Here is an 11,224-nt window from a genome sequence, read left to right as displayed (position 1 = left end):
CTGCCCGCTCTACGCGGCCACCCGGCGACCCGGCCACGCGGCCACGCGGCCACGCGGCCCGCGTACCCCTCCGGCTGGGTGCCGGCCCGCGCCTCCTCGGTTGGATGGGTCCCATGACGACACTCGCGATCATCGGTGCAGGCAAGGGGCTCGGCGCTGCCGTGGCCCGACGATTCGGCGCGGAGGGCTTCAGCGTGGCCCTCGTCTCCCGCCACCAGGGCAGGCTCGACGCCCTCGCGGCCGAACTCGAGGCCGACGGCGTCACGGCCCAGGGCTTCACCGCCGACGTGCGCGACCCGGCGAGCATCGCCGCCGCGCTCGAGCAGGCGACCGAGCAGCTCGGACCGATCCAGGTCATGCAGTACAGCCCGCTGCCGCAGAAGGACTTCATGCGTCCCGTGCTCGAGACCATGCCCGCCGACCTGGTCGGTCCGGTCGAGTTCTCGATCTACGGGCCGGTCGCAGCCGTGCACCAGGTGCTGCCCGGCATGCGGTTCCTGCCCGACGGCGGCGGCACCATCCTCTTCGTCAACGGCGGCTCGGCCGTCACGCCCGGCGCGAAGGTGACGGGCACCTCCATCGCCTTCGCCGGGCTGACCGCCTACGCGCAGCTGCTCCACGACGAGCTCGCCGGCGAGGGCATCCACGTCGGTCAGCTGATCATCCCCGGCGGCATCGAGCCCGAGAGCAGCGACAAGAGCCCGGAGGCGCTGGCCGAGTTGCTCTGGCAGCAGCACGTCACGCGCGGCGACTTCCGGACCACGGCGCCCGAGAAGGGCACGCCCGCCTGACGCCCGGCGTTCGGGTGGGGGCTGGTACCTCCGCCGGACGGCGGGCGGCCTCAGACGCCGCCGAAGCGTTCGGTGCGGACGCGGGTCGGCGCGTGCCCGAGCTCGACCAGCCAGCCGGCGACGACCGCCACGAACGAGTTCGCCCCGCAGACGTAGACCAACGGATGCTCGGACGCGGGCAGCACGAGCCGCTCGAGCTCGTCGCGGGTGAGTCGGCCCGCCGGCCGTGCGTGCCCCTCGGGAGCCGTGCGGCTGAAGACCCAGTCGACCACGAGGGGCGCTCGAGACCCCGTCGCGTCGCGAGCCGAGGAGGCGCGCGCGGCCTCGTCCAGCTCGCCGACGTACCACCGCGAACCCGGGTCGCGCACCGAGGCGAGCAGACGCATCGGGGGTGCGTCCCGGCCTCGGGTCCGCACCATCGCCATCAGCGGCGCGACGCCCGAGCCCCCACCGATCAACTGCACGGGGGCCGCCGTCGGCGGGGTCGCCCCCTCGGGCTCGGGCAGCACCGCGTGGACGGCCGAGTCGGGCTCGAACTCGGTCGGCGGCCAGACGAACCAGCCGCCGATCGGGCCGCGCACCTCGATCGGATCGCCGGGTTCGGCCGCGTCGACCAGGTAGGGCGAGACCTCGCCGTCGTCCAGGCGCTCGACGGTGACCTCGATCTGCGGGACCGGGCCCGCCCCTCCTGCGCCCCGCGCCCCGTCGCGGCCACCGGAGGCCCTGACGTCGCTCAGCGAGTACGACCGCACGGCCGTGTACCCGTCGTCCGCGGTCAGCCGCAGGTCGACGTGCTGGCCGGCTCGCGCGGGCCGGAGGCCGGGCACCGCGAGGGTCAGCGACCGGGCCCGCGGCGTCTGCGCGACCGACGACACGATCGTGGCGGGCAGCCAGGCGTACGGATCACCCGCAGGGTCGAGCCCGGTGACGCCGCCGACCCCGGGGTCGGGAACGGGGTCGCTCACGCGTACCGTTCTTCCTTCCACGGGTCGCCGTGCGGGTGGTAGCCCATGCTCTCCCAGAAGCCGCGACGATCGGTGGCCATGGTCTGGATGCCCTGCAGCCACTTCGCGCTCTTCCAGAAGTAGAGGCCGGGCACGAAGAGGCGCGCGGGGCCGCCGTGTTCGGCGTGCAGCGGCTGCCCCTCGTAGGTGTCGACCACCCAGGCCTTGCCCCCGAGCAGCTCGCCGAGCGGCAGGTTGGTCGTGTACCCGCCGTGGCTGGTCGCCATCGCGAACTCGTGCGTGGTCTCGAGGCCGTCGAAGAGGGTGTCGAGCGAGACGCCCCGCCAGTGGGTGCCGAGCTTCGACCAGCTCGTGACGCAGTGGATGTCGGTCTCGATCGCCTCGTGCGGCAGGGCCTGCAAGTCGGCCCAGGTGAGGGAGCGCTGCCCGGTCTCGGTGGCGACCTGGAGCTCCCACCGCTTGATGTTCGGCGTGGGGCCGGCCGACAGGACCGGGAACCCGCTCTCGAGGTACTGCCCCGGGGGCAGTCGCGGGTCGGCCGCGCGTCGCCTGCCGAAGCCGGTGAATCCTGCCATGGTGCGCCTCCTCGGGGTGGAGCGGGGTCGTTCGCGGGTGCGTCGTACGCCCGTCAGCCTACGCACGACCCCCGACGGCGCCGGGCCCCGAGGCTGCGTCCGCGCTGGGAGAACGTTGACCCCGGCATGGGTGGAGGTCGTACGGTGGATGCAGGTCAATTCGAAAGGACCCCACATGGCTGAGTACACCCTGCCCGATCTGCCCTACGACTACTCCGCTCTGGCGCCGCACATCAGCGCGAAGATCATGGAGTTGCACCACTCCAAGCACCACAACACCTATGTCACCGGCGCGAACACGGCCAACGCCGCCCTCGCCGAGGCCCGCTCGACGGGTGACCTGGCGAACGTCAACAAGCTCGAGAAGGACCTCGCCTTCAACCTCGGTGGCCACGTCAACCACTCGATCTTCTGGACGAACCTCACCCCCGAGACCAGCGAGCCCACCGGCGACCTGCTCGAGGCCATCGGCCGCGACTTCGGCGACCTCGAGAAGTTCAAGGCCCACTTCACCGCCACCGCGCTCGGAGTGCAGGGCTCGGGTTGGTCCGTGCTCGCGTACGACGTGCTCGGCCAGCGCCTCAGCGTCTTCCAGCTCTTCGACCAGCAGGGCAACGTGCCGTTCGGCCTCGTCCCCCTGCTGATGCTCGACGTGTGGGAGCACGCCTACTACCTCGACTACCAGAACGTGCGCGCCGACTACGTCAAGGCCTTCTGGAACATCGTGAACTGGAGCAACGTCGAGGCCCGCCTCGCCGCCGCGACGACCAAGACCGACGGTCTGATCACGCTCTAGTCCCTCCAGTCCCACCACGCCGACGGCGCGTCCCCACCCGGGGGCGCGCCGTCGCCGCGTCCCCGGGGCCCGACGGCTCGTCCCCACCCCGGCGCGTTCGTCCTCAAGGATGAAAACCCCGCAGGAGGCGCGCGCGGCCGGTCGACGACGCCTTACGGTCGTCGACATGGACACCATCCCCGACGACCTGCGCACCTGGGTGCCGCGCCTCGCGGCCCCCGTCGCCGCCGCGGTCTTCGTGCTGCTGTGGACGATCGCCGAGGCCGGCCGGGGCGAGATCGTCGAGAACGTCGTCCTGTTCGGGCTCTTCGGCCTGGCCGTCGGCCTCGCGGTCTGGATGCCGTGGACGTCGATCGGCCTGATGGTGACGATCCCGGCCCTGCAGCTCGCCGGCTGGGTGCAGCCCCCGACGGACACCACCTGGCCCACGTACCTCGCCCTCGCGTTCGTGTCGTTCTTCGCGGCGTTCGCCCGCTCGGTCGCCGTGCGGCTGGTCGCCCTCGCCGCCGCCGGCCTCGCGTCGGGACTCGCCGCGATCGCGATGGCCGTGCCCACCCTCGCGCGACCGTACGTGTGGTCGTCGTGGGTCGGCGGCGGCCAGGGCACGAAGACCGACGTGATCACCCTGGCGGCCTCGCTCTTCGGTGCCGCGGCCGCGGCCTGGGCGGTCGGCATCTTCCTCTCGAGCGTGCTGCGGGTCCGCCGCATCGGGCAGGTGCTCGAGCGCACCGAGACGCGCTTCCACGAGACGGACTTCGAGCTGCGCCTCGCCCACGACCGTGCCCGGATCTCCCGTGACGTGCACGACGCCCTCGCCCACTCGCTGGCGGTGATCGTGTCGCAGGCGCAGGGCGCCCTCGCCTTGTCGGCGACCCGTCCCGAGGTCGTCGAGCAGGCGCTGCGCACGATCGCCGACGTCGGCCGCACCTCGTTGGTCGACGTGCGGCACCTGGTCGAGCGCATCCAGCAGGACGCCGACGACGTGACGCCCCGCGAGACCCTCGCCGACCTCGACCGACTCGCGACGACGATGCGCGACGTGGGCATGACCGTCACCCTGCGGCACCTCGGCGACGCCTCCGAACTGTTGCCCTCGCAAGAACTCGCGGTCTTCCGCATCGTGCAGGAGAGCCTGACCAACGCCCTCAAGCACTCCGGCTCGTCGAGCACGGTCGACGTCGCCCTCGACTGGCGGGGGCCCGGCCTCGCCCTGCTGGTGACGTCGTCGGGCGACGACCCGCTCGTCGCCGCCCGCCGCGGCACCGGCCGGGGCACCGGCATCGCCAGCATGACCGAACGGGCCCGGCTCGCCGGTGGCTGGCTGACGGCCGAGCTCGGCGACGACGGCGTCTTCGTCGTCACCGCCTTCCTGCCGACTCCCGAACCGATCGGACTCCTGCAGTCCTGGACGGAGCAACCCGCATGACCGACGTGACGACCGCGACGACGCGCACCGCGCCTCCTGCCCTCGTGAGGGTGGTCGTCGTCGACGACCAGCCGCTGTTCGCCTCCGGGCTGCAGATGCTGATCGAGGCGCAGGCCGACCTGGTCTGCGTGGGCACGGCCGTCGACGGGGCGGCCGGGGTCGCCCTGGTCGAGCGTGAGCGGCCCGACGTCGTGCTGATGGACCTGCGCATGCCCGTGATGAACGGCCTCGAGGCCACCACGCGCATCGTGGCGGCGGCCGGCACCGACCCCGACTCGGCCCCGCGCGTCGTCGCCCTGACCACGATCCAGCGCGACGAGGCCGTGTTCAGCGCGTTGAAGGCCGGGGCCTACGCGTTCCTCACGAAGGACGCCACGCCCGACGAGGTGCTGACGACGATCCGCGCGGCGGCGGCCGGCGAGCCCGTCCCGACCACGGCCGCCGCTCTCGACGTCGTGCACGCGTTCGCCGTGCCGACCCCGTCGCCGAAGCGGCGGACCGAACCGCTCGAGGTGCTCTCGCCCCGCGAGCGCGAGATCTTCCTGCTCGTGGCACGGGGCCTGAGCAACGCCGAGATCGCCGAGAGCGCGTGGCTGAGCGAGGCGACGGTCAAGAGCCACGTGCGCGCCGTGCTGCAGAAGCTCGGCATGCGCAACCGCGTGCAGATCGTCGTCTTCGCCTACGAGAACGACCTGGTGGGCCCGGCCCGCGACGACGAGGGGGCCACGCGATGACCGACGAGAAGAACGTCCCGACCCGCGACGTCCCGCCCGGCGGAGTCTCGCCTCGACAGCGACGCGCGAAGCGGGTGACGCTCGCAGCCGTGGTCGCGGTGGTCGCCGGCGTCGTCGCCTACGGCATCCCGGCCAACGCCGCCTACGCCCTGCCCGACCTCCCCGAGAAGGACGTCGACGCGTGGACGATGCCGCTCGACCGGTACGTGCCGGTCGGCGAGACCTCGTCGTCCTACGCCCTCCTGCTCGTCGCGCAGCAGTGCATGGTCGCGGCCGGTCACGACGACTTCGTGGTGCCGTGGCGGGACGTGGCGGCGGGCGACCGGGCGGGCGAGCTGTCGATGAACGGCTCGCTGCGCCTCCGGGCCTTCGACCTGGCGACGGCCGAGACCCGCGGCTACCACGCCCTGTCGGTCATCGACGCGGGGGCGGCCGCCTGGTCCGAGTTCTCGTCGCAACCCTGGACGGACGAGAGGTCCGCCCGGTTCGACACCTGCGTGCAGCGCGCCCGCGGGACGGTGCCGTCACTGGACGACTACTCGAACCGCACCCAGTCGCTCGTCCGCCTGAACAACGCCGCGTTCGAGGGGGCCCGTGACGACCCCACGGTGACGGCGACCTGGGACGACTGGCGCGGGTGCATGCAAGACGCCCGGGTGGGCGACGTGGCCTCCGACCCGTCGGGCATGCCGACCCTCGAGATGGCCGACCGGTTCGAGACGCTCGACTCGAGCACGTCGCCGACCGACGACGAGATCGAGATCGCGACGGCCGACGCCCGGTGCCGTGAGTCCTCCGGCTACCGCGACGCCCTCTACGAGGCCGAGTGGCAGCGGCAGCTCACCGTGCCGCACGACGACGGCGAACTGCTCTCCGGGATCGACACGGCGGCCCTGGCCGCGGACAACGCGGAGATCCGGCGGGTGCTGGCCGAGCTCACCCCGCCGCGGCCACCGTCCTGACCCGCCCCCTCCTCGAGGGACTGGGAAACCGGTCGGCCAGTATCTAAACTGGGTCCACAGAGGACACGTCGGGGGACGGGGGAACGTCCGACGGCCTGATCAGCGGGGGCAACGAGCTGGTCAGGCCTTCGTGCCCGGGGGCCACGACCGTCGGCAGCACGAACGCCCACATGTCGCGCAGCCGGTCGAAGAGGTCGGCGCGGGCGGTCAGGGCCTGCGACACGATGTGCACGCCGGCGTACGACCCGACGACGAAGCGGGCGACGCTCTCGACGTCGGTGTCGGCCCGGAAGTCGCCCTCGGCGACCGCGCGCTCGACGAGCCCCGAGATCTGGGCCTGCCAGTCGAGGTACGGGTGCTCGACCCGGAGGTCGCGGCTCGGCGACTGGGTGGTCAGACGGATGCCCGCCGTCACGAGCACCTCGGTGGTGAGCTGCGTGGCGAGCGACGCGCACGAGAGCATGAGCGCCTCGGCACCGCTGCCCGCGGTCTCGGACACCCGGTCGGCGTAGGCGCGCGAGAGCGCGTGCTGCTCGGCGATGACCGCGTTCGCGAGGTCGGCCTTCGAGCGGAAGTGGAAGTAGAGCGCGCCCTTGGTCACGGCGGCGGTCTCGGCGACGAGGTCGAGCGAGGCCTCGCTGTAGCCGTGCTCGTCGAAGACGACGGCGGCCCCTCGGATGATGGCGGCGCGGGTCGCCTGGGCACGTTTCTGCTGGGGCATCGGGTGGGTCTCTCCTGCGGGTCGAGACGGTGCCCCTGCGAGGCACCGCACGGCCGCCCCCCGCCGGCCGCTGCACACGTTACCGGGGCGACCTGCGCCCTCCGACCGTCGCCGGGGTACGCGTGGCGAAGCGTTTCGGGGTACGACCGACCGGTCCGCCTGCGGCTCGTGACGTCGCGTGCCGCGCATGGTCACGGCGCGCTAGCGTGCGGGCATGACGCTCAGCCTCGTGCCCATGCCCACCTCCCGCCTCGTGCCCTGGATGCGACGCTCGACCGCCGAGTACGAGAAGTCCCGCGTGCTCGCCGGCGAGACCCCCGAGCAGGCCGCCGAGGCCGCCCGACGCTCGTTCGGCGAGGCCTTCCCCGACGGGGCACCGGCCGAGGGCCACCTCGTCTACGACGTCATCGACGACGCCCGACCGGGTGAGCCCGTCGGCATCCTCTGGATCGCACCCCGCGTGCCCGGCTCGTCGGACTGGTGGGTCTTCGACGTCGAGATCGACGAGGCCCACCGCGGTGCCGGACTCGGCCGGGCGACGATGCTCCTCGCCGAGCAGGCCGCCGCCCGTCACGGCGCCGAGACCCTCGGCCTGAATGTGTTCGGCTACAACGAGGTCGCCCGCCACCTCTACGAATCGCTCGGCTACGAGACGACCGCCGTGCAGATGAAGAAGCCCGTCACCGCCTGAGGGGCGACCCGGGAGGCGCGGTGTCGGTCTCGGGGACGGGCACCGGCTCGGGCGGGGCGACCCGCGCCTCCTCGGGGTCGCCGTCCGCGGCGCGGGCTCTCGGCACCCGGCTGGCGTAGAGCACGCCGCCGACCACCGCGACGCCGGCGACGAGCTCGACCAGGTCGGGCACCTCGCCGAACGCCAGCCACGAGGCCAGCACGCCGACCACGGGCACGAGCATCGAGAACGGTGCGACAGTGGCCGAGGGGTAGACCGAGAGCAGGCGCGTCCAGATGCCGTAGCCCACGACCGAGGCGATCAGCACGAGGTAGAGCAGGCAGAGCACCGACGGCAGCGCCTCGAGCGTGAAGACCGTGCCGAGGCTCTCACCGATGCGCTCGGGGCCCTCGACGACGAACGACAGGGCGAGCATCGGCACCGGCGCGACGATCGACATCCACAGCGTCAGGTGCATCGGGTTGGGCGGCGCGGCCCGTCGGACGGCCACGTTGCCGATCGCCCAGCCGAGCGCACCGCACAGCGTGAGCACGACCGGGAGCAACGCGGCGACCTGCGACCGGTGCCCCGCGATGACGACGAGCCCCACCACGGCGATGCCGATGCCGATCGCCTGCCGACGGGTGATGCGTTCCCGGAGCCAGAAGCCGGCGATCACGACCGTGAACGGCGCCGACGCCTGCAGCACCAGCGAGGCGAGACCCGAGGGCATGCCCGCCGCGATGCCGAGGTAGAGGAAGGCGAACTGCAGCATGCCGAGGGTGGCCCCCACCAGCAGGAGGCGCGACCACGGGATCGCCGGACGCGGCACCAGCAGCACGGTCGGCACCGCGAGCAACGTGAAGCGCAGCGCCACGAGCAGGAACGGCGGGAAGTGCTCGAGGGCGATCGCCGTCACGGGGAAGTTGATGCCCCAGCAGACGGCGACGACGAGGGCGAGGAGGCGGTCACGGACGGTCACGTCTCCATCGTGGCGTGCCGGACCGTTCAGGACCAGCGCAGATCGCCGCGTGCACTTTGTAGGCTGCCTTCATGGATCTGACCCATCTCGACCTGCTGCGGGAACTCGCCGACCGCGGCAGCGTCACCGCCGTCGCGACCGCCACGCACCGGTCACCCAGCGCCGTGTCACAGCAGCTGAAGACGGTGCAGCGTCAGCTCGGGGTCGAGCTCGTCCGTCGCGTCGGCCGGGGCGTCGTGCTCACGGAGGAGGGCCGGGCGCTGGCCCGGGCGTCGGTCGGGGTCGCGACCGCGGTCGCCGAGGCCGAGGCGGCGTTCGACGCCGTCCGCGGAGGCACGGGTGGCGTCGTGCGGGTGTCCGTGTTCGCCTCGGCGGCCGAGCTCCTGCTGCCCGGAGTGCTGCACCGCATGCGGTCGCACCCGGGCATCGAGCTCGACGTGGCCGACCGCGACGTCTCCGAGGACGAGTTCGCCCCGCTGACGGCGGACTTCGACGTGGTGCTCGCCCACCGGTCGGACGGCGTGCTGCCGCCGGGCCGAGGCTCGACGACCGTCGTGTCGCTGCTGCGCGAACCGCTCGAGGTCGCCCTCCCCCTCGGCCACCGACTGGCCGACCGCAGTCGGGTGGCCGTCGACGACGTCATCCGCGAGCCGTGGATCGGCGTGCCCGAGGGCTACCCGATCGACCGCGTGCTGGTGTCGATGGCCCTGCAGTCGGGCGTCGCACCCGAGGTCGTCCACCGCACGGTGCACCTGCCCCTGATCGAGAACCTCGTGGCGGCCGGCCACGGGGTCGCCCTCGTCCCGCGTCACACGTCGGCCTCGCGGGCGCCAGGTCGGTTCCACCTCGCGACGCTCGAGAACGTCCGCGCCGGGCGCCACCTCGAGGCGCTGATGCGACCCGACCGGGCGGCCCGGCCGGCCGTCCGCACCGTCGTCGACGAGATCCGGGCCGAAGCCGCGTCGATCTGACGAACCGATGGACGAGGCGCGCGAAGTCTCCTCGCCGTCTTGTGACACGGACCTCTCGGACGTACAATTTCCTGTACTCAGGAGGAACGATGAAGACACTCACCTATTCCGAGTCGCGGGCGAACTACGCGGCGACGCTCGACGCGGTCATCGACGATCGCGAAGAGGTCGTCATCACCCGCGCCGGGCACGATCCCGTCGTGCTCGTCGCGCTCGACGACTACGAGTCGTTGAAAGAGGCGGCCTACCTCTTGCGCAGCCCGGCCAACGCGCGGCGCCTGCTCGGCGCGATCGAGCGTCTGAGCGAGGGCGGCGGGAGCGAGCGAGAACTGCACGGATGAGGATCGTCTTCGACGACGACGCCTGGGACGACTACGTGTACTGGCAGACGCAAGACCGGAAGGTGCTGAAGCGCATCAACACCCTGATCCGCGACATCGAACGCAACGGGAACGAAGGCATCGGCAAGCCCGAGGCCTTGAAGCACGGCTTCCACGGATTCTGGTCTCGCCGCCTCACCGACGAGCACAGGTTGGTCTACAAGGTGACCGAGACGGACGTCCTGATCGCGCAGTGCCGCTACCAGTACTCGAGCTGAACTCGGGTCGTCAGCGGACGCCCTTCGACGCGAGGAAGACCACGGGGTCGGTCGGGACGCCGCCCTGCCGCACCTCGAGGTGCAGGTGGCAGCCGGTCGAGCCGCCCGAGGTGCCGACGCCGGCGATGTTCTGGCCGGCCGCGACCTGCTGGCCGACCGAGACGTAGATGCCGTTGCGTTCCATGTGGGCGTAGGCGCTGCTGACCCCGCCGCCGTGGTCCACGACGATCAGGTTGCCGTAGCCGCTCGACGGCCCGGCGTAGCTGACGCGACCGGCCGAGACCGAGTAGATCGGCGTGCCGCAGGAGGCCCCGAAGTCGGCTCCGGCGTGCAGCTTGTACTCGCCCGTGATCGGGTGGATGCGGTAGCCGTAGGCCTGGTACGAGCCGAACGCGCGGATGGCGGCGACCCACCCGGTGCCCGGGTCGGGCACGGTGACGCCCGGGCCGGGACCGCCCGTGCCCGGCGCGACGGGGCCCGTGCCACCACCCGCGGCGGGGGCGGGACGCGCAGCGGCGGCGGCGGCCGCAGCCGCGGCCGCCTGTGCCTGCGCGTAGGCCTGCTCGAGCGTCATGCGGTCGTCCTCGAGCAGGGCGACCTGGGCGGCGAGGGTGGCCTTCTCGTCGTCCACGGCCGCGAGGTCGGCCTCGGCCGTCACGCTGGCCGCGGCCGCCTCGTCGAGTGCGGTCTGCGCGTCGGCCGCGAGCCGGTCGCGTTCGGCGAGCGCCACGGCGGCCTGGTCGGCCAGCGAGGTCGCGAGGTTGTCGGCGGCCTGGGCCCGCTCGCGGAGGCGACCGACGTTCTCGCCCAGCTTGCTCGACAGGCTCAGCCCCTTGAGCACCTCTTGGGCGCCGTCGCCGGCCGCGAGCAGGTCGCCCACCATGCCCCCGCTGCCGGGGCGGGCCAGCAGGGCGGCGGCCTGGCCGACGACCCGTCGTGAGGAGTCGGCGGTCTCGCGGGCCTCGGCGCGCACCAGCTCCTCTCGACGCGCGTGGCCGTCCACGCGGCCGTCGACGAGAGCGTCGAGCTCGCG

At 72.7% G+C, this 11,224-nt stretch carries 14 protein-coding genes; 9 read left to right on the top strand and 5 right to left on the bottom strand.

What is annotated here, in order from left to right; translation table 11 throughout:
• Positions 1-113: 113 nt before the first annotated feature.
• Entirely contained in the window at positions 114-791 is a 678-nt protein-coding gene (locus IFT36_RS12890) for an SDR family NAD(P)-dependent oxidoreductase (RefSeq protein ID WP_200413331.1), read from the top strand.
• Positions 792-841: 50 nt separating this feature from the next.
• Here IFT36_RS12890 and IFT36_RS12885 read toward each other — a convergent pair whose 3' ends face one another.
• Both IFT36_RS12885 and IFT36_RS12880 read right to left on the bottom strand, forming a co-directional pair.
• Complete coding sequence (locus IFT36_RS12885) at positions 842-1,756, bottom strand: ferredoxin reductase domain-containing protein (protein WP_236556982.1); 915 nt, start codon at positions 1,754-1,756, stop codon at positions 842-844.
• Entirely contained in the window at positions 1,753-2,331 is a 579-nt protein-coding gene (locus IFT36_RS12880) for a molybdopterin-dependent oxidoreductase (protein WP_200413330.1), read from the bottom strand. The genes IFT36_RS12885 and IFT36_RS12880 overlap by 4 nt, the downstream gene beginning before the upstream one ends.
• 175 nt (positions 2,332-2,506) lie before the next feature.
• Here IFT36_RS12880 and IFT36_RS12875 point away from each other — a divergent pair, with 175 nt between their 5' ends.
• The 4 genes from IFT36_RS12875 (at position 2,507) to IFT36_RS12860 (ending at position 6,249) form a co-directional block, all read left to right on the top strand.
• The gene (locus IFT36_RS12875; protein ID WP_055976080.1) at positions 2,507-3,127 is read left to right on the top strand and encodes a superoxide dismutase; all 621 of its coding nucleotides are present in this window, start codon (positions 2,507-2,509) and stop codon (positions 3,125-3,127) included.
• A gap of 166 nt (positions 3,128-3,293) precedes the next feature.
• Positions 3,294-4,553 carry a sensor histidine kinase gene (locus IFT36_RS12870; RefSeq protein WP_200413329.1) on the top strand — a complete coding sequence of 420 codons (1,260 nt, stop codon included), beginning with the start codon at positions 3,294-3,296 and terminating at the stop codon, positions 4,551-4,553.
• Positions 4,550-5,287 (top strand): response regulator, encoded by a 738-nt coding sequence (locus IFT36_RS12865; protein WP_159826655.1) that lies wholly within the window; start codon positions 4,550-4,552, stop codon positions 5,285-5,287. The genes IFT36_RS12870 and IFT36_RS12865 overlap by 4 nt, the downstream gene beginning before the upstream one ends.
• Positions 5,284-6,249, top strand: a complete 966-nt coding sequence (locus IFT36_RS12860) for a hypothetical protein (protein ID WP_200413328.1) — start codon at positions 5,284-5,286, stop codon at positions 6,247-6,249. The genes IFT36_RS12865 and IFT36_RS12860 overlap by 4 nt, the downstream gene beginning before the upstream one ends.
• Before the next feature lie 43 nt (positions 6,250-6,292).
• On the opposite strand, the gene IFT36_RS12855 is transcribed toward IFT36_RS12860, so the two are convergent.
• Entirely contained in the window at positions 6,293-6,970 is a 678-nt protein-coding gene (locus tag IFT36_RS12855; RefSeq protein WP_200413327.1) for a ScbR family autoregulator-binding transcription factor, read from the bottom strand.
• A gap of 214 nt (positions 6,971-7,184) precedes the next feature.
• Here IFT36_RS12855 and IFT36_RS12850 point away from each other — a divergent pair, with 214 nt between their 5' ends.
• The gene (locus IFT36_RS12850) at positions 7,185-7,661 is read left to right on the top strand and encodes a GNAT family N-acetyltransferase (RefSeq protein WP_054145054.1); all 477 of its coding nucleotides are present in this window, start codon (positions 7,185-7,187) and stop codon (positions 7,659-7,661) included.
• Here the strand turns inward: IFT36_RS12850 and IFT36_RS12845 are convergent.
• A complete protein-coding gene (locus tag IFT36_RS12845; protein WP_200413326.1) occupies positions 7,651-8,622 on the bottom strand; it encodes an EamA family transporter in 972 nt (323 codons plus the stop codon). The two genes, IFT36_RS12850 and IFT36_RS12845, sit on opposite strands and share 11 nt — an antisense overlap.
• A 71-nt stretch (positions 8,623-8,693) precedes the next feature.
• On the opposite strand from IFT36_RS12845, the gene IFT36_RS12840 reads away from it, so the two are divergent.
• From IFT36_RS12840 to IFT36_RS12830, 3 genes are all read left to right on the top strand, one after another.
• Positions 8,694-9,593 carry a LysR family transcriptional regulator gene (locus IFT36_RS12840; protein ID WP_200413325.1) on the top strand — a complete coding sequence of 300 codons (900 nt, stop codon included), beginning with the start codon at positions 8,694-8,696 and terminating at the stop codon, positions 9,591-9,593.
• Positions 9,594-9,682: 89 nt separating this feature from the next.
• On the top strand, positions 9,683-9,934 hold the full coding sequence (locus IFT36_RS12835) for a type II toxin-antitoxin system Phd/YefM family antitoxin (RefSeq protein ID WP_054145051.1): 252 nt from the start codon (positions 9,683-9,685) through the stop codon (positions 9,932-9,934).
• The gene (locus IFT36_RS12830; protein ID WP_200413324.1) at positions 9,931-10,191 is read left to right on the top strand and encodes a Txe/YoeB family addiction module toxin; all 261 of its coding nucleotides are present in this window, start codon (positions 9,931-9,933) and stop codon (positions 10,189-10,191) included. Before IFT36_RS12835 ends, IFT36_RS12830 begins: the two co-directional genes overlap by 4 nt.
• 10 nt (positions 10,192-10,201) lie before the next feature.
• On the opposite strand, the gene IFT36_RS12825 is transcribed toward IFT36_RS12830, so the two are convergent.
• Positions 10,202-11,224 (bottom strand): M23 family metallopeptidase (locus IFT36_RS12825; protein ID WP_200413323.1); only part of this gene is annotated, 1,023 nt, incomplete at its 5' end.

Origin of the sequence: Frigoribacterium sp. CFBP 13605, assembly GCF_014839405.1 — a bacterium.
Taxonomy (GTDB): domain Bacteria; phylum Actinomycetota; class Actinomycetes; order Actinomycetales; family Microbacteriaceae; genus Frigoribacterium.
This window is presented reverse-complemented; position numbering and strand designations above follow the sequence as displayed.